The organism is Aquirufa sp. A-Brett2-W8 (assembly GCF_054558755.1).
In genome coordinates, this window is the sequence record NZ_JBPXKS010000006.1 from 196,570 (window position 1) to 214,840 (window position 18,271).

Here is an 18,271-nt window from a genome sequence, read left to right on the forward strand (position 1 = left end):
ATGTTCATAATCGAAACCTATTCATCTGCCGTTTTATTGTGCATTGTGACGATGCTGTGCTGGGGCTCTTGGGCTAACACCCAGAAGCTAACTTCCTCCAGCTGGCGCTTCGAATTATTCTATTGGGATTATGCCATCGGGATCGTTTTAGCCTCCTTAATTCTAGCCTTTACGCTGGGTTCCAGCGGAACACAAGGACGTGGATTCTTAGCGGACTATGGACAAGCGAGCAGCGAAAATCTGCAATCCGCCTTCATCGGTGGAGTTTTATTTAATGCCGCGAACATTTTATTAGTCGCAGCGATCGGTATCGCGGGAATGTCGGTGGCCTTTCCGGTGGGGATTGGAATCGCTTTAGTCTTAGGTGTGGTAGTGAATTACTTAGCGGCTCCGCAGGGAAATCCTTTTTTGATTTTTGGCGGGGTTGCGTTGATCGCGATCGCCATTATTTTAAATGCGAGAGCGTATAAATCCATCTCCTCCTCTTCTGCTTCTAACAAAGGTTTAGTCCTTTCCGTACTCGCTGGTTGCTTGATGGGTCTTTTCTACAAATACGTGGCAGCCTCGATGGCCGTGAATTTCGCCGCACCAGAAGTAGGGAAATTAACCCCTTATACTGCGCTGGTTGTTTTCGCGGTAGGTGTTTTCGCGAGTTCTTTGGTCTTTAATACGTTCCAAATGAAAAAGCCATTCTCCGGCGCACCCTTGAATTTAGCACACTATTTAGTGGGCTCTGTAAAAGACCACTTAGTGGGAATTTTAGGCGGCGCCATCTGGTTCGTGGGAATGGCGCTTTCAATTATTGCCTCCGAAAAAGCTGGGGCTGCAGTTTCCTATGGTTTAGGCCAAGGGGCGACCGTGGTAGCGGCGGTCTGGGGGATATTTATTTGGAAAGAATTCAAAAACGCCTCGCCTGCAACGCACAGAATGCTCAACATTATGTTGCTGCTGTATCTGGTAGGGTTAGGGTTGTTGATTGGTTCGAAATAGTTATTGAATAACTTGATAATACCATTTATATGCCGTGTTGCTCGTTAAAGGAGTTGCATTGGAATTTATTGTGAAATTACTCGTTGCATTATTACCTACAAAAACGGACGATGATCCCATTAGGCTGGCTGTATTAGCATTCCCAGGCGTAATAATTACCAACGGGGGCGTGCTATACGGAATACTGTAAATGATATTTGCCAAAATAGCACTTGGCATAGGCATTTCTCCTATTCTCACCTCAATGACGCCGCTAATATCCGTACCTATTATTCTCAACACGGATTCTTTTCCTGAACCAGGTGCCGTTTCAATCACTGGGGTTAATGAACTACCCCTCAGGTGCCTCACCGTTAAAATATCTCCGACTGTTACATTTGCAGATGTAATCACCTCCTTCACCGTCTGATTTCCAAGTATCAAATTCGCTGGCGTTGCATAACTCAATTTAGCATTAACGTCAACCTGCGTTTGGGTGTTCAAGGCATTTAATTCTTGAACAGCCTTAGCTAGAACAGGGACTAAGTTAGAATAAGTAATTCCAAGAACTTCGCCTTTACTAATATCCCCCTCTATACCTGTCACTACTTCAGGCACTAATTTTTGAACTTCTTGTGCGATAAAACCAACTTGCCTTAAATCATTACTTATTAAATTATATTCAACAGGTCTTAATTGCAGTACAGTCTCCAATCCATATTTTGAGTTCCGAATATTCTTTTTAATTCGCGCATCTGAGGCTGCTGTCCAAGCTACCTGACCGCCAATACTAGTGATAGCTGTATTCCCAATTCGTACGTTATTGCTCGCACTTACACTCGCTCCATTGCCTAGCGCAGTCGCATTCGTTAAACCTGCATTAACTACATTCGCACTAAAACCTACTAAAGTGTTATTGGATCCAGTCGTAATCGCACTACCCGCATAGGACCCTAAACCAACATTATTACTACCCGTTGTCACCAAATTCAGCGCCGCATAGCCTAACGCATTATTCATCTGACCACTCGTATTGGCATACAACGCTTGGAAACCTACCGCGTTGTTCTGACTACCCGTCCCATTCAAATACAACGACTGAACGCCTACTGCAACATTCTGCTGACCCGATACCGTATTCATTAACGACTGATAACCCAGTGCCGTGTTATAAGTGTTAAGATTCGTAGCCATTGAGCCCACTGGTCCCATCAAGGATTGATAACCTACCGCCGTGTTATAAGTAAGCATTGGGGTAGCTGAAAAACTATTAGAATAATTCATCATCGTTTGATATCCCAAGGCCACAGAACCCGAACCAGATTGATTATTATATAAACTATAATAGCCTAATGAAGTATTCTCCTTACCCACATTCGTAAAATAACTAGACCCAAATCCTATCGCCGTATTCTTAGTACCTCTGTAACCACTACTATTCTCTAGCCACGCATTCTGACCAGCTCCATAACCAAAACTAGCTTGACCCGTTTCCACATTGTTATCTATCCGGCCCGATCTTATACCGGCTACCTTGAAATTTAACGGGGAACCATCCAAAGTACCTAAAAACTTACCCGTAATCACCTCCGATACATGCTGCGTCAAGCCTAGCGTAAAATCCGTCATACCCGTGTTGCCAAGCGCATTCCAAACCAGTGTATTACCAGTAGAACCTAAAGTAGACATCACATAGGCTGTCGTGGCTAACTTCGTACTCTTGTCATTAGTGCTCGCGGTTACTCCTGTTACATTAGCACTCGAAAAGATCGTAGCTCCTGCTACATTTAGTGTTCCTGCCACATTCAAATTACCCCCCACACCTACTCCGCCTCCTACTACTAACGCCCCATTGCTTGTAGCATTTGAGGCAGTCGTGTTTGTCACATTTAAAATCGAACTACTCCCTAAGGTTACATTCCCTCCCACGCGTAACTGGGAGGCAACCCCTAAGCCTCCCGATAATACCAATGAACCAGTCGATACACTACTCGCATCGGATGTGTTAGTAAGGCTAGTAATTCCTGTCACTGCTAAGGTATTGTTAATCTGGGTAGCTCCCGTTAAGCTCGTCGCTCCAGCTACTCTTAATTGCAATCCTATACCTGCTCCGCCAGCTACTTGCAGCGCTCCTGTACTCGTAGTCGTAGCATCCGTACTATTCGTCGTATACAAACGGCCTGTTGTTTGTACTAAATTTACCGCCGTATTTCCTACTACCACCTTGTTACTCGCATCCACACTCGCTCCATTGCCTAACGCAGTCGCATTCGTTAAACCTGCATTAACTACATTCGCACTAAAACCTACTAAAGTGTTATTGGATCCAGTCGTAATCGCACTACCCGCATAGGACCCTAAACCAACATTATTACTACCCGTTGTCACCAAATTCAGCGCCGCATAGCCTAACGCATTATTCATCTGACCACTCGTATTGGCATACAACGCTTGGAAACCTACCGCGTTGTTCTGACTACCCGTCCCATTCAAATACAACGACTGAACGCCTACTGCAACATTCTGCTGACCCGATACCGTATTCATTAACGACTGATAACCCAGTGCCGTGTTATAAGTGTGAAGATTCGTAGCCATTGAGCCCACTGGTCCCATCAAGGATTGATAACCTACCGCCGTGTTATAAGTAAGCATTGGGGTAGCTGAAAAACTATTAGAATAATTCATCATCGTTTGATATCCCAAGGCCACAGAACCCGAACCAGATTGATTATTATATAAACTATAATAGCCTAATGAAGTATTCTCCTTACCCACATTCGTAAAATAACTAGACCCAAATCCTATCGCCGTATTCTTAGTACCTCTGTAACCACTACTATTCTCTAGCCACGCATTCTGACCAGCTCCATAACCAAAACTAGCTTGACCCGTTTCCACATTGTTATCTATCCGGCCCGATCTTATACCGGCTACCTTGAAATTTAACGGGGAATCATCCAAAGTACCTAAAAACTTACCCGTAATCACCTCCGATACATGCTGCGTCAAGCCTAGCGTAAAATCCGTCATACCCGTGTTGCCAAGCGTTGCCCATCCCCCTGAAGCGGAGATAGTAGACCAACTTGTGTTTGAGCCATTTGTAATTAAGAATTTACCTGAATTACCAGATTGAGGCGGCGCTAATGAATTAAATCCAGCATTAGCGGTGGTTGCACCAGTCCCTCCAAAAGCCGTAGCCACAGCGGTCCCGTTCCATGCTCCTGTGTTAATGGTCCCTACTGTATTGATTGAATTTTGGCCCGTATAAGTAGAGGCTATATCAAAAATGTTCCCCGCGCTAACTGTCACTCTATTTGAAGTCCCTGTTAATGCAACGGCCCCAGTCAATCCATTTACCGAGCTCACGGAAGTGGAAGTAGTTAGCTGTGTCCAATTAGCTGTCGTTGATGGAAAAGCACCTGGAACAGAACTTAAAATCCAAGTGGTCTTATCCGTAGTATTAATCACGACAGCCCCCAGAGATAAGCCTGTTAAAGCATACATGGCGGTAGTACTTGTCACAACATTCGTTGAGGTGGTTTGAAAAGCTGGCAACTGAGCATTGGGAACTTTCCCATCTGAACCTAAGCTAGCAACTCCATTGATCGCACCAATTAATGTAGAGTTAGCTTTTAAATTAAGTGCATTTTGAGTTAAAGTACTTATTGGCTTATTCGCATCTGTCGTATTATTTACCTGATCTAACCCGAGTGCGGTTAAAGCCCCTGCTTTTGTCGTTGCACCAGTACCCCCATTGGTTAGGGAAATCGTCCCAGAATAATTACCAACAAGCGTATTTGCGGTAATTTCATTAACCGTAAAATTTCCGCTTGCGTTTCGCATCACTACAGTATTTGGCGTATTGATACTTGTGGCTGATTCTACCGTCACTACCGCATTCGCGATATCCGTACTAGAATGTCCGCCTACGCTTACGACCAAAGGACTTGAAAAAGTGCCACCTAAATCCCCTGCTAACAAAATCTTTCCCGCTACACTTGATGTCGCACTCGGTATACCTGCCGCGATATTCGTTGTGGTAAACACATTGTTCACGAATGCAGTCGTTGCGATCGCGGTGGATGCATCATTTGCGTTTTGAGTTACCGCTATCGCTCCTGTGGGAAGTGATGGAGTGCCCGTAAAAATGGGTGAAAGCAAATTCGACTTTAAATCGAATGCCGTTTGTTGTGCTGTACTGACTGGTTTATTGACATCACTTGTATTGTTTACGTTTCCTACTCCTAGGTTTGCTCTTGCATCCGTTGTATTTGTTGCATTTGTTCCGCCATTAGTAAGGGGTAATATCCCCGTAATCGTAGAAGACGTTCCTATAACATTACCTATAAAACTAGTAGCTGTAATTGGACCCGAGGCAAAGCCTCCATCACTTGCTCTTTTAACTAAGGTATTACCCACATTTAGGGATGATGGAATAAAATAATTTGCGGCCCCTGGAAGTATAGAAAATGTATTCTGAACAAATGCCGTAGTTGCTAATTGCGTGGTATTCGTACCTAATTCCGCAGTTGATGCTGTAGGTGTACCCGTAAAGGATGGTGAATTAATACTGGCTTTTAACGCAATTTGCGCAGTATTAACGGTGATACTTGCTGTATTTGCAGCAATGGAAGTAGGCAATGCTGCAAGGGTGGATGAACTCACTCCTCCCACACTAATTACCGTAGGCAAATCGGCTGTTCCACCTAAATCATTTGTTAATTTAAGTTTACCCTTGTTCGTAGCATCTGCGTCTAGCGTTGATGAACCTGCACCTACTAGATTAGTCACAAAGGCGGTAGTTGCTAATTGAGTCGAGGAAGTTCCTGGTGCCGCTGTAGGTCCGGTAGGAGTCCCAGTTAAAACAGGACTTGCTAACGTCAATCCATTCACGTTCGTGTAGGTTCCACCTAAAGAAGCGGTCGTCGATCCTAGGGTAAATGCACTTGAAGCTAATTGCCCGTTTGTGATTCCTGCTGTCGCAGATAAGTTGGTATGGGTCAAACCTGATACAGCCACAGAACCAGAGGTGATCGAAATTCCAGAGCCAGCAGTTATAGGTGTTTGATAATCCGTTCCAGACACTAAGGGCCGCTGATAATCTGTTCCAGCCGTTAATGCCGTCTGTTTATTCGTAAAAGAACTATAATCGCTATTGCTCAGTAAACCAGCAGATGTTCCGGCAACGGATGCAAGTGGAATCGTCACTGAAAGCTGAGGAGCCGTGGTTGCGTCAGTTACGGAAGATGAAAAGGCATTTCCTGCGGCACTCACATTAATCGAAGAAACCGTAGTCACACCTCCTAAATTAGCCGCCACTGCCTTAACAAAAGCAGTGGTAGCAATTTGCTGGCTATTATCTGATAAAGCCGCGGTAGGCGCAGTAGGAGTTCCTGTTAAAATAGGACTTGCTAACGTCAATCCATTCACGTTCGTGTAGGTCCCACCTAAAGAAGCGGTCGTCGATCCTAGAGTAAATGCACTTGAAGCTAATTGCCCGTTTGTGATTCCTGCTGTCGCAGATAAATTAGACGTAGTTAGTCCTGTGGCTGCGAAAGGAATTGAAATATTCGTCGTTCCATCAAAAGGCACTCCATTGATTGTGCGCGCCGTTTCTAAGGCCGTAGCCTTAGCTGCTAATTTTGCCGAGCTCGCCTGGTTTGCGACGCTTGCATTTGCCGTTCGACTGTCTACATACTCTTTCACTGCCTTTACGGACGGATATTTTACCTGAGACACAGAGTCTGAAAGAATCGAAGTAGATTTATTGATTAGCGATTCTTTGGTATTTAATTATGCCAAAACCAAGCCAGACACCGGCTTGTCCACATCCGCCGTATTGTCCACATTGCCTAGTCCTAAATTCGCACGCGCGGCCTGAGCCGTCACAGCCCCTGTTCCTCCGGAAATAACCGGCAAAACACCACTGAGCCGCCCAGCTTCCTCTGAAAAATGTGCATAGGGTAAGTAATTAAGGCCGCGATTGCTGACCTCAGTGTATTTAAAACCCAAATCAAAACTCACCTGCGTCACCAATTTCATCAACGGACCTCCCCAGTTCAAACTAGTAAAAGTCCCCGCCGCACTCGTATTTTCCCCCGCCCCTATCTCCAAATTAATCAGCCCATACGCGTCCGTCTTTGTCTTATGCAACTCCTCAAACTGCAAAATCGTCCCCGCATAAATCCCAAACTTCACCCAAATATCCTTGTTCAAATACAGCTGGGCCTGAACTGCACTTCCGGGCAATTCAATCGCCTCAGGATCCACAATGATGGCCTGGTAATTTATCGACTTAATGGAAGATTGCGCTTGCGCAGAATAGAAACTACACAGCAGCGCCGTGAGTATGAAATAATTTTTCATAAGCAATCTTTAAAAAAGAACAGATTGCTTATTAGTGGTTAAGAAGCAATACGAATATAAATTGATGGTAATTTGTTGAGCACAAAGGTACTAGGATTTTGCGGAGAGCAAAGGGGGAGGGGGAATTATTTACTTTAGAACAAAAAAGGGAAGCCCAATTGGACTTCCCTTCGAATAATTAAAAATAACGTTAGTTTTTGGTGATTTTAACACCAACAATATACACTTTGCCAGTATAAGTATCACTGTATGAATATCCTTGATTCATATAACGACCTAATTGAACTGCTGCAAAATCAATATTTTGAAAATTCAAAGTTGTTGTAAAGCTAGCTTTTTGTAAAGGTCTGATGAATGGAGCAGTTCCATTAGCAGCAGCCGTCACTTCATACGTATACATTATTGAACCAAATTGAAAGCCTCCAGTATTATTTCCCGAAAATTCACTTCCTGACGTAACATTTCCTGTCATCGTTAACGGTTGAATACCTAATGCTAACTTAATATTTCCTGCATTTGCATTATTTGTTAAAAAATAAACATCTATTGTATATGATCCATTCCCCCATGAAGATGGAGGAGTTATGAATGACCTGGTTTGAGAAATGCCCCCTAAAGTGTTATACAATGATAAAAACTTATAATTGTACCCATTAAAATTTCCTTCAAATGCCTCGACCCCAGCAGATGGAGTAGAAGGAATCTCAAAGGATAAATTATTAACCCAAATACTTTTGGTTGTTCCGGATGCATTTCCCCAGCTCGCAGTACCGCTGCCATTCGAAATTAATACCTGGCCATTTGTACCGGTAGTATTAGGATAAGTAACTCCGCCGGCCGTTATGGTGCCACTAAAATTTGCGTTAGAGCTAAAGGTTTTTACACCAGCGATTGTTTGCGCTGAAGTCAGATCCACAAAATTTTGTGCAGAGGAAACCGATCCATCTGCCATCAAATATTGAGTAGATGTCCCATTAGGTATTTTATATCCAGTTGCTTCTATTGAACCCAAAGATTTAATATTTCCTTCAGCATAAAGAGCCCATAATCTAGATGCTACCATATTGTAGTTCATTGGTGGCAATAAGTGTAAAGTTGTTGCATCGTCAACAGTTACACTATTTCGACTATTGAATAATAAATTACCATTAATATAGGCCGTACTATATATTGGAATATTTCCTGCTGGACCTGTGTAAGTCTTAACATAACTATTAACATATAACTGATTTCCAACGGCATCGTTATATTCATTGTTATTACTTAAAATCTTAATTCGTCCGTTACCTGACAAATCAGATCCAGAAGTAATGGTTCCAGTAAAAGTTGGAGAAGCTATTGGTGCCTTCAAATTTAAGGCCGCTTGTGTTGCCGTTGAAATGGGCTTCGAAGCATCTGCCGTATTATCCACGTTCCCTAAACCCAAGTTTGCGCGAGCACCTACCGCAGTAGTTGCACCCGTTCCACCATTTGCAATTTCTAGTGTGCTTCCTAATTTACCTGCCGTTTCTGAGAAAAGGGCATAAGGTGTGTAGGTTAATTTCTGATCAGAAACCTTTGTGTAGGATGCTCCATTATTAAAGCTAACAAATACTTGCATTGATTTCTGGTTAGCATCCCAAGTTAGAGTATTAAATGCCGTGCTTGCTACAGATCCGATAGTCAAATTAACTAGACCATAAGCATCCGTTTTGGTTTGCTGCACTTCTTCGAACTGAGAAGTGGTTCCTGAAAGGATGACGAACTTAACGTTAACGTTTCCATTAACAAAAGGTTGGCCAGAAATGTCTTGACCGGGGATTTCAATTTTTGCTGGGTCTAGAATGACCGCTTGGTAGGAGATGCCCTTTTGAGCATTCGCAATAACTGAAACAAATAGAAGAACAATGAGTAGTAATTTTTTCATGATTATAGAACAGATGAATGAGGGATTATTTTGTGGCTATTTTAAGGCCAAAACTAAAGGTCGATGGAATGAAATTCAGTGTCGAACTCCCAAAGGTGTTCGTGTCTAAATGTTGAAAACTCGTGTAAACCGATATCTGATCGTTTACTTTTTTAGTAATCGCCAGCGTATAACCCACGGAAACTTTCAAACCGGTGAATTGATTATCCCCAGCTAAATCAATGTAGCGATTTTGCAAAAACTGAGTGCCATTGATGAGGGTTTGGACGGCAGCTGAGGCTTTGGCAGAAAGAGTTAGGCCTTTGCGACTCGTAATAGATGGCCCTATTCCACCAGTCAAACCCATAAAATCAGCTTGATAAGAAAAAGGGATATTCTGCACATCCCCCACATTATTGTATTGATTATAGGCCAAACCCAAATCGTAAACAAATACCTTCGAAATTTTATTCTCGCGAGAAAGCGAAAGATGAAGTCCTGAACTAGACTTCAAAAAATCCGGGTTATTGCCTGCCGAATTAGTAAACACATAACGGGTGATGTTGTTGCCGGCTTCGAAATTCCATGTTTGAGCACTAAGGGACGAAACAAAAAATAGGGCAATGAGGAGGGTAAAAATTGATTTCATAGAACTTGTTTTTATTCAGTTGTAAAGACAAGTATACTAACCTACTGTTCGGAAAAAAATATTTCTTACAAATGACTTGTTCTGATTCGCCGAATTGAATCAAATTTCTAAGTAATGTTTTTAAGATAGGCAGAAGGCGACTCCCCTGTTTGGGACTTAAATGCTTGAATAAAATTAGACCGGGATTTATACCCACAAGCCTTACCCACACTCTCTAACGTATTTGTATCGGCCTCCCCAGATTTCAATAACTTAATGGCTTCCTCAATTCGAAGTTTGTTTTTCCACTTTAAAAAAGTGATGCCTTTATAATTATTAAAATAATAAGTCAACACGTGCTCGGGAATAGAAATATTTTTTACCAAATCAGATAAGGCATATCCTGGGACTAAATATAGTTTTTCAATCGTATGATTTTCGACCAATTTATCGACCTGTTTTAATCGAGCATTAGAGACTTCTGGAGTCTTCGCCACCTTCGTTATCTCTTCATTTAATTTAATGACGTCGCCTAAAGAATTGCCAGATTTAAATTGTAGACCGTACAGGACTTTTGGAAAGAAATAAATCGAAATGGTTAAAGCGGACATTAACACCGTCGCAACTGCTCGACCTCGACCTTGCTCATCTAGCATCAGAACAAAATCATTATTCAATAAGGAACTAAGGCTGAAAATAATCAAGACCAAATTAAAAATGGCCCCTAATCCAAGGCATACGAGCAACCAAGATTTTAAGGTAGTATTATGGGTCAATTCTTCACTCATAATCGCTTTTCTAACAATTAATGCAGAGGCAATGATGTAGGCCAAAGAAAGTACCGATCGTAAAACGAAATAAACTGCAAAAGATACGAATGGAAAATAGATTTCATAAATATGACCAAAATTCTGATGCAGCTGATAAGCAAAGTTTAGCTTCTGCTGCCAAGGCAATAAACTATACGGTAGAATGTTGATCAATATGACTAGAAATGGAACAAAGTGCAGATAATCCCAACCTTTGATTTGTATTTTCTCCGTTAAAACCGCTCTTACATAAAAATACAAGAAGGGGGTATTTAAGAGATAAATAGGGAAATAATGAATTAGAAAAACTGCCCTTAGATTCTCCGAATCTGTCAAAACCGAAGCCTAGTGTGAGAAACCAAATAAGGAATTCAGAAAAAAATGATAGGCTAAATACCGGTTAGCCGGATTTACCTTGTCTGCGAAATTCAAAAGCAGAATAGCTCCTAAGAACCCAAGAAGACAAATCGCAGGAATCACTTTATTTTAAATTAGAACAATTAGTTAATGGGAAATTACGCAAAAAAATGCAATTTGATATCCTTTAGAGACTGTAAAGGTAAAACAAAAAAGTCTTCCCGAGGGAAGGCTTTTTCAGACGCTTGAATTGTACTTGGGATGGGAATCGAACCCACACGAGCGTTACGGCTCACGGGATTTTAAGTCCCGCGTGTCTACCAGTTCCACCACCCAAGCGTCCTGATAAAACTAAAAGCACCAACGGTGCTTTTTCGTTTTGAGCGAAAGACGGGGTTCGAACCCGCGACCTCGACCTTGGCAAGGTCGCGCTCTACCAGCTGAGCTACTTTCGCGTTTTGTGGATGCAAAAATACGGCCTCCCTTTGAATTATGCAAGTAGAAATAAAATTTTAGTGAAATAATTCTCTAAATTTATGCTTTCGAAAAAAATATGAGCATCAACAAACTAGACCTAACTGACCACAAATTGCTAGAGATTTTACAGCAAAATGCGAAGATCACAAACGCCCAATTATCTAAAGAAATCGGTCTTTCTCCGGCACCTACTTTGGAGCGTGTGAAGAAATTAGAGACTTTGGGAATTATCCAAAGCTATCATGCTCAGGTGGATAGAGAAAAAGTAGGTTTAGGGGTGAGTACTTTTGTGACGGTGACTTTAACAGGTCACAAAAAGCAAGTAACGGAGTCATTCGTCAAGCAAATCAACCAAATTCCAGAGGTAATCGAGTGCCATCACGTGACGGGTTCTGGCGATTTTATGTTGAAAATAATTTCCAAAGATATTTCGACCTACCAGAAATTAATGCTTGAAAAGATCAACGAAATCGAAGAAGTGGCTGCCACATCGACGATGGTGATCTTGTCTTCGTTCAAAGAAAGTAAGGTATTGCCGATTCCTTGAAAATTTATAGTCGGTGCATAAATTGCGGAATCATGCGGTTTTTCCAAGCCGTAAAAGTTCCCGCTTCAATTTCCTTACGCGCCTCGCCTACCATCCAAAGATAGAAGCGAAGGTTACACACACTCGCAATCATCGCCCCTAGCATCTCTTCGCAACGCACTAAGTGACGCAAGTAGGATTTAGTATATAAACCGTGGACTTCGTTCACAAATTGTGGATCAACCACAGAGAAGTCTGTCTCCCATTTCTTGTTCTTGATATTAATGATTCCCTGGGTGGTAAAAATCATACCATTGCGGGCATTACGCGTGGGCATCACGCAATCAAACATATCGATTCCGAGCGCAATTCCCTCCAAAATATTCGCCGGAGTGCCCACGCCCATTAGGTAGCGCGGTTTGTCTTTGGGCAAAATATCCGTCACCTCATCCGCCATCGCGTACATATCTTCCACCGGCTCTCCCACGGATAAGCCACCGATGGCATTGCCGAAAGCGCCTTTGGAAGCAATATATTCTGCCGAAACCTTCCGTAAATCCGAATAAACACTCCCCTGAACAATCGGGAATAAGGTCTGATTATAACCGTATTTAGGATCTGTTTCATCAAAGCGTTGAATGCAACGATCCAGCCAGCGATGCGTCATATCCATCGATTTACGGGCGTATTCGTAGGTGCAAGGATACGGCGTGCACTCGTCGAAAGCCATGATAATATCCGCCCCTATCGTGCGCTGAATATCCATCACCCCTTCCGGCGTGAAATAATGGGTACTTCCATCAATATGTGATTTGAATTTGACCCCCTCTTCCTGAATTTTTCGGCCAGTTCCTGCCAAAGAATACACTTGATATCCTCCCGAGTCCGTCAAAATAGGCCCTTGCCAGCCATTGAATTTATGTAATCCACCCGCCTTTTCGATCACGTCTATACCTGGCCGTAAGTACAGGTGATACGTGTTTCCGAGGATAATTTGGGCTTTAATCGGATCCGCTAATTCTGAAATATGAACGCCTTTAACGGTCCCCGCAGTGCCCACAGGCATAAAAATGGGCGTTTGAATCGTCCCGTGATCTGTGGTAATTTCCCCTGCGCGCGCCTTCGAGCTAGGATCCGTGTGGCTAATTGAAAATTTCATGCCATAAAGGTACGAAAGAATTTTCTTGTCAGCAGCTGTAGTCGCTGCTGCGCAGCTTAGTCGCGACGTTGTCGCTTAGTCGTCCTGCGGACTTAGTCGACTCCGGCTTAGTCGCGACGTTGTCGCTTAGTCGTCCTGCGGACTTAGTCGACTCCGTCTTAGTCAAAAACATTTCACGAATCGTTGCGCAGCAACACCCAACTTTATTCTTTGTGCTTTGTTCTTTGTGCTTTGAGAACAATGAAAGTAAATTAAAGCATCCGCTTTAATTTACTTTCATTGTTCCATTCATAATCCTCCAATGCCCTGGGAACGTACACAGGAATGGATAATTACCTGGAACGCTAGGCGCTTTAAAGACCACTTTCACGCGGCCGTCTGATTCCACTAATGGAGTATAGGCCAAAATTTCAGGCAACGAAGGAATATAGTTTTTCGCTGCGCCATCTGCTGCCGTGATCATTTTATCTGCAGCTAATCCGATTTTTTCTTGACTACCTAAAGCCCCTAAAACCCAGTTATGCTGCATGGCATCGACGTTTTCGAAGATCAACTCGACAGTCGCTCCTGCCGGAACCGTGAATTCAGCTGGGCTGTATTTCATCGCTTCTTTGATCGTCATAATCGTTCTTTTAACGACCACGCCTTTTACTTCAGCTGATGGTATTTCTACTTTCCAAAGACCCGCCAAACGCTCATACGCATCCACATCCTGCGGACGTAATTGCTTGCCTAAGCCTTTTAGGAAGTCGGTGTTTTCAGCTGATAACTCTGCCATACGTTTTGCATTCCAAGTCGCAGAAGCACCTTTCAAGGCAGCGCCCATGGTAGCACCTGCCGGTTGTTTGATCGAGCGCAATAAAACGACGATATCGTTCGCAGAATCATCCGAGGTCATTCCACGGAATGATTTTTCCACGATATACGAACCTAAATCTGCCGGTAAAGAAACCACGATGGCTTGTCTGAAGATGTTATTGTTGCGATTAGACTCCCCTAATGCCGCTTTTGTATCCAAGGCAACTTCCATCACGTAATTGCCCGCTTCGTCTGCTGTCCAACCCAAGTTACCTGTCCAAGGACCATTGTTATTCTTTACTACCGAAACAGTTTCGCCTGGTGCCGCTCCGTCTGTGAACGTATAGGATTCTAAATCTGTACGACGACCCATTCCTTCGATTTTGACGGTTAATGGAAGAGGTGTGCCTTTTGGCAAGGCTTTGTCGCCTCTATTTTTCACGCGGATGACGAAACTAGCGCCTTCACGTAAACGGAAGTTTCCGCCTTTGATTTGTACTTCTTCCACGACTAAGTCGAGGCCTGATTCGGTGCCAGCTGTAGTTGGATTTTTGGCTTCTTTCGCTAACTTCTCCGCTACTACGGCACCTGATTGAGCGCCTTGTTTCGCGATGAATGCGGCACGACGTGCCGGGCCACCTGCCATAACGTAGGCTGCTAATGCATCTGGGATCCAGCGGTCCGTTGTTTTTGCGGAGACTGCGATCTTACGTGCCATCGCTGCTTCTATAGCTGGGGAAGAGGGGGATTCGATTAAAGCTAAAATAGAATGTAATACGACTAAGGAGTCTTTGTCGTTGAGCATTTTTTGGTCCAAAATCAATTTCGCCGAAGCTGCCGTGCGGGGCAAAACCTGCACCGCTTGCTTGCGCACCGCCGCAGATGAATGTTTCATCGCACGAGCTAAAGCGTCCATCGGTAAAACGCCTAAGCCTTCTAAGGTTCTTAGGGCGTGAATGGCCCCTGGAGCGAGACCGATTTCATCGGTTTTGGCAGAACTAATTAAAGCCACTAAAGCTGGCACCACATCCTTATTACCGCGTTCCACTAATAAACGCTGCGCTTGTAAACGCCAAAATAAGTTCGAATTACTCAAAGCCGCCACACATTCCGCCGGCGTTTTCAAGGAAACTGGCGTGTATTCTGGTGCCTTATTATAACCCACGCGGTAAATACGACCGTGCGTGAAATCACGTAAATCCGTGTCATACGCATTACCACCGCCGTTCTTGTATCCTTGTGGCACCGGATTGTGCTGAATGATGTAAGAATACCAATCCGCTACCCAAACAGCTCCATCCGGACCCACTTGCGCGAACACCGGAGAGACCCATTCGTCAGCCCCAGCTAGGAAGTTGAAGGCTTCTTTGTCGTTAAAATCGGAACCCGTCGGCACTTGGCGATTCTGGTGAATCACGTGACCTGTTGGTTCTGAGACGAAAGCGATTTGGTTCCAATATTCTTTCGGGAACGAACGTGCAGAATAGAAATTATGCCCAGCCGCTGCCGTAAATCCGCCAAAAACATCGACCTGACGCACTTTCTTTGTGATCGTCCGCATGTCCTTGTGCGTATCCGTATTTTTGGAACCATTTAAGGTCATAGGCGCATGCCAAATATTGCGGTGCGGAATGGCCATATACCAGCCGTGCGCGTTGTTTGCCGTCGATCCAAACACATCGCCTGCCTCATTGAAATCAAATCCCCAGGTATTGTTCGAAGTCGTCGTCATGTGCTCCATCTTCGATCCATCTGGCTTGAAGCGGAAGAAGGCCTGTGCAAATTGAAGCGAATCCGCTCCCACTTTACCCTTATAACCGGAATAACCTACGCAACCCCAGATCCAGTTATCGAATCCATAATGTAAATTCGACGGTCCAGCATGTGTATCACCTGTTCCAAAACCGGTGAACAAAATCTTCTTCTCATCCGCCACATCATCGCCATTCGTATCTTTCAACAAAATCATGTGGGGTGCTTGCGAAATAATCAAACCGCCATTCGCGAACACCATCCCCGTAGGAATACTCAGGCCATCGGCCCATTTCGTGAATTTATCTGCTTTGCCATCCTTGTTCGTGTCTTCGCACAATAAGATGTAATCACTACCACCGGTTTCTTTGCGTTCGTTTGGATAATCTTTGGTGACCAAAACATACAAACGTCCGCGCTCATCCCAAGCCATCGCGATGGGGTGCATCACATTCGGTTCAGAAGCAAAAACCTGTAAATTAAAGTCCACCGGCACCTGAATAAACTTCACCGATTCCTCTGGACTTAAAGGCAATTGTTGCAATTGAGCGCCTTCACGTTTCTCATAATTAGGTAATTTCGCTTCGCGGTATTTCAATACCGGAATGTTCAATGCGGTTAATAAGGCTCTTTTTTCTGCCCCTACCGCATGTAGGATTCCTTGCGTCACTAGATCCTGAAACCCTTCGGTCTCCCAGGTGCGCTCGTCGTGACCATAAGCTGTGTAAAATACATTTCCTTTTCCGTAAGTGCGCGTCCAAGTGTAGGGTTCGGTGGTGGCACCGGGCTTATCTTTGGCCTGCTCAGGTCCTATAATTCTAGATTGCCAAATCTGGTTATCCGACTGCAAAGCGCTGTGCAAATAGGTCTCATCGACCGTCTTGATCTTCACATAGGTATTCTCCTCGTTTTTCACGCGAATCGAATCCATTCCGTGACGCCAAAACTGACCGCCCACCATTTTGACAAACTCTTTCGAATTCCGGAAGTTAAAGGACGCGCAGTGAATCGCCACCAAACCGTGACCCGAAGCCACATAATTCAACAGCGCTTTTTCCTGCGGTGCCGCGATCGAATCGTGGTTCGCATAGATCACCAAGGCATCGAATTTATTCAAATAGGCCTCATTCAAATCCTTCAAAGATTCCGTGTAAGTGATATTCATCCCCTTGATTCCTACCGCGGATTGCAGCGCAGGATATCTGTCAAAGGGTTTGTGGTGGCCTTTATCGCCTAAAAACAATAATTCGAGGCGTCTGCCAGGAGAAGCCGAAACCGAAAATTGAAACAAGAGTGCCGCAGCAAATAAGAGAAAACGCATGACTTAGAATTTAGGAATTTCAATGATTTTTCCGCCTTGAAGAGCAGATTCGTGAGCTAATATACCTACCGAAGTCCAGTTAGCGGACTGCGGTGCATTCGGGAATGGATCGCGATCTGCCGCCAAAGCCTGCAAGAATTCGTTCACCAAATGCGGGTGCGACCCGCCGTGTCCGCCACCTTGCGTAAACGAAAGGTGGGTATTATCGTCTTCATCGTACACCCCTTTCGTGGTGAAACGTTGAATTTCTTCTGGCAAATAATGGGCAAAATCAGGTGTAGGAACTTTGGATGGAATCTCTGGCTCCGCTTTTTTCGCCGTATGCACCACTAATTCTTCGCCTTCAATTAAAGGCCATTCCACCGATTTCTTCGAACCATATACTTCAAAACTCTCGCGGTATTGACGCGCCACGTCGAACAGCGAACGGTATACCATCGCGCTCAAATCCGAATCACGGAACTTAATGTGCGCTGATTCCACCGCAAATGGAGAATTATAGTGCTGAATCAATTCTTCCCGAATCGTACCCGATCCGAAGCAAGAAACATATTCTGCTTCCAAGCGCAATAAACCAGCCACCGGACCTACGCAGTGTGTCGCATAATGCATCGGAGGCAATCCTGGCCAATAATCCGGCCAGCCATCCATATCTTGTTGGTGAGACGCTTTCAAGAATTGAATCTTGCCTAGTTCGCCCTTTTCGTATAATTCTTTGATGTACAAAAACTCGCGCGCATACACCACGGTCTCCATCATCATGTATTTTTTACCCATGCGCTTGCTTGCCTCCACGATCGCCTTGCATTCTTCCACGGTCGTCGCCATAGGCACCGTACAAGCCACGTGTTTCCCTGCGTTTAGCGCTTTTAGCGTCTGTTCTGCGTGCAAGTGAATCGGCGAATTGATGTGAACGACATCTACATTCGGGTCTTGTAGTAGCTTCTCAAAATCCGAGTAGCGCGTCTCGATCCCGTAGGCATCCCCGATGGAGTTGAGTTTTTCTTCATTTCTTTGGCAAATCGCATATAGATGAGCCAACGGATGCTTCAAATAAATCGGAATAAACTCTGCACCAAAACCTAGTCCGACAATCGCAACGTTATATTTTTTCATATTGTATAAATTTCAATCATTCAGTAGACAGTCCGGAGGAAAAGAGTCCGCAGGTCACAAGAACGACTAAATATAAAAGAAAAATTTGGGTAAATCTACCCGGCT

At 44.0% G+C, this 18,271-nt stretch carries 10 protein-coding genes and 2 tRNA genes; 2 read left to right on the forward strand and 10 right to left on the reverse strand.

All coding sequences use genetic code 11. The annotated features are described in order from the left end of the window. A complete protein-coding gene (locus ACST13_RS07285) occupies positions 1 to 990 on the forward strand; it encodes a GRP family sugar transporter (protein ID WP_459522539.1) in 990 nt (329 codons plus the stop codon). Here ACST13_RS07285 and ACST13_RS07290 read toward each other — a convergent pair whose 3' ends face one another. The 7 genes from ACST13_RS07290 to ACST13_RS07320 all read right to left on the reverse strand — a co-directional run bounded on the left by ACST13_RS07290 (position 991) and on the right by ACST13_RS07320 (position 11,472). Then, positions 991 to 6,711 (reverse strand): tail fiber domain-containing protein, encoded by a 5,721-nt coding sequence (locus tag ACST13_RS07290; RefSeq protein ID WP_459522540.1) that lies wholly within the window; start codon positions 6,709 to 6,711, stop codon positions 991 to 993. A gap of 54 nt (positions 6,712 to 6,765) precedes the next feature. Next, entirely contained in the window at positions 6,766 to 7,338 is a 573-nt protein-coding gene (locus ACST13_RS07295; RefSeq protein ID WP_459522541.1) for a hypothetical protein, read from the reverse strand. A gap of 190 nt (positions 7,339 to 7,528) precedes the next feature. Then, on the reverse strand, positions 7,529 to 9,244 hold the full coding sequence (locus ACST13_RS07300) for a hypothetical protein (RefSeq protein WP_459522542.1): 1,716 nt from the start codon (positions 9,242 to 9,244) through the stop codon (positions 7,529 to 7,531). A 25-nt stretch (positions 9,245 to 9,269) separates the two neighbouring features. Continuing rightward, on the reverse strand, positions 9,270 to 9,872 hold the full coding sequence (locus ACST13_RS07305; protein ID WP_459522543.1) for a hypothetical protein: 603 nt from the start codon (positions 9,870 to 9,872) through the stop codon (positions 9,270 to 9,272). A 107-nt stretch (positions 9,873 to 9,979) separates the two neighbouring features. Continuing rightward, positions 9,980 to 10,921, reverse strand: coding sequence for a helix-turn-helix domain-containing protein (locus tag ACST13_RS07310; protein WP_459522544.1), 942 nt, complete (start codon positions 10,919 to 10,921; stop codon positions 9,980 to 9,982). Positions 10,922 to 11,270: 349 nt separating this feature from the next. Continuing rightward, positions 11,271 to 11,356: transfer RNA gene (locus tag ACST13_RS07315), tRNA-Leu, on the reverse strand. Between the two features lie 43 nt (positions 11,357 to 11,399). Next, positions 11,400 to 11,472: transfer RNA gene (locus ACST13_RS07320), tRNA-Gly, on the reverse strand. A gap of 98 nt (positions 11,473 to 11,570) precedes the next feature. On the opposite strand from ACST13_RS07320, the gene ACST13_RS07325 reads away from it, so the two are divergent. Continuing rightward, on the forward strand, positions 11,571 to 12,041 hold the full coding sequence (locus ACST13_RS07325) for an Lrp/AsnC family transcriptional regulator (RefSeq protein ID WP_459522545.1): 471 nt from the start codon (positions 11,571 to 11,573) through the stop codon (positions 12,039 to 12,041). A gap of 4 nt (positions 12,042 to 12,045) precedes the next feature. On the opposite strand, the gene tgt is transcribed toward ACST13_RS07325, so the two are convergent. The 3 genes from tgt to ACST13_RS07340 form a co-directional block, all read right to left on the reverse strand. After that, positions 12,046 to 13,179, reverse strand: a complete 1,134-nt coding sequence (gene tgt / locus ACST13_RS07330) for a tRNA guanosine(34) transglycosylase Tgt (protein WP_459522546.1) — start codon at positions 13,177 to 13,179, stop codon at positions 12,046 to 12,048. Between the two features lie 265 nt (positions 13,180 to 13,444). Next, complete coding sequence (locus tag ACST13_RS07335; RefSeq protein WP_459522547.1) at positions 13,445 to 17,050, reverse strand: PVC-type heme-binding CxxCH protein; 3,606 nt, start codon at positions 17,048 to 17,050, stop codon at positions 13,445 to 13,447. Positions 17,051 to 17,053: 3 nt separating this feature from the next. Further along, positions 17,054 to 18,166, reverse strand: a complete 1,113-nt coding sequence (locus ACST13_RS07340) for a Gfo/Idh/MocA family protein (RefSeq protein ID WP_459522548.1) — start codon at positions 18,164 to 18,166, stop codon at positions 17,054 to 17,056. Positions 18,167 to 18,271: the final 105 nt, after the last annotated feature.

What these genes read in the sequence shown, in the direction of transcription:
- tgt (WP_459522546.1), bottom strand. Translation starts at nt 13,179, where the DNA reads ATGAAATTTTCAATTAGCCACACGGATCCTAGCTCGAAGGCGCGCGCA.
- ACST13_RS07340 (WP_459522548.1), bottom strand. Translation starts at nt 18,166, where the DNA reads ATGAAAAAATATAACGTTGCGATTGTCGGACTAGGTTTTGGTGCAGAG.
- ACST13_RS07335 (WP_459522547.1), bottom strand. Translation starts at nt 17,050, where the DNA reads ATGCGTTTTCTCTTATTTGCTGCGGCACTCTTGTTTCAATTTTCGGTT.
- ACST13_RS07305 (WP_459522543.1), bottom strand. Translation starts at nt 9,872, where the DNA reads ATGAAATCAATTTTTACCCTCCTCATTGCCCTATTTTTTGTTTCGTCC.
- ACST13_RS07325 (WP_459522545.1), top strand. Translation starts at nt 11,571, where the DNA reads ATGAGCATCAACAAACTAGACCTAACTGACCACAAATTGCTAGAGATT.
- ACST13_RS07285 (WP_459522539.1), top strand. Translation starts at nt 1, where the DNA reads ATGTTCATAATCGAAACCTATTCATCTGCCGTTTTATTGTGCATTGTG.
- ACST13_RS07295 (WP_459522541.1), bottom strand. Translation starts at nt 7,338, where the DNA reads ATGAAAAATTATTTCATACTCACGGCGCTGCTGTGTAGTTTCTATTCT.
- ACST13_RS07300 (WP_459522542.1), bottom strand. Translation starts at nt 9,244, where the DNA reads ATGAAAAAATTACTACTCATTGTTCTTCTATTTGTTTCAGTTATTGCG.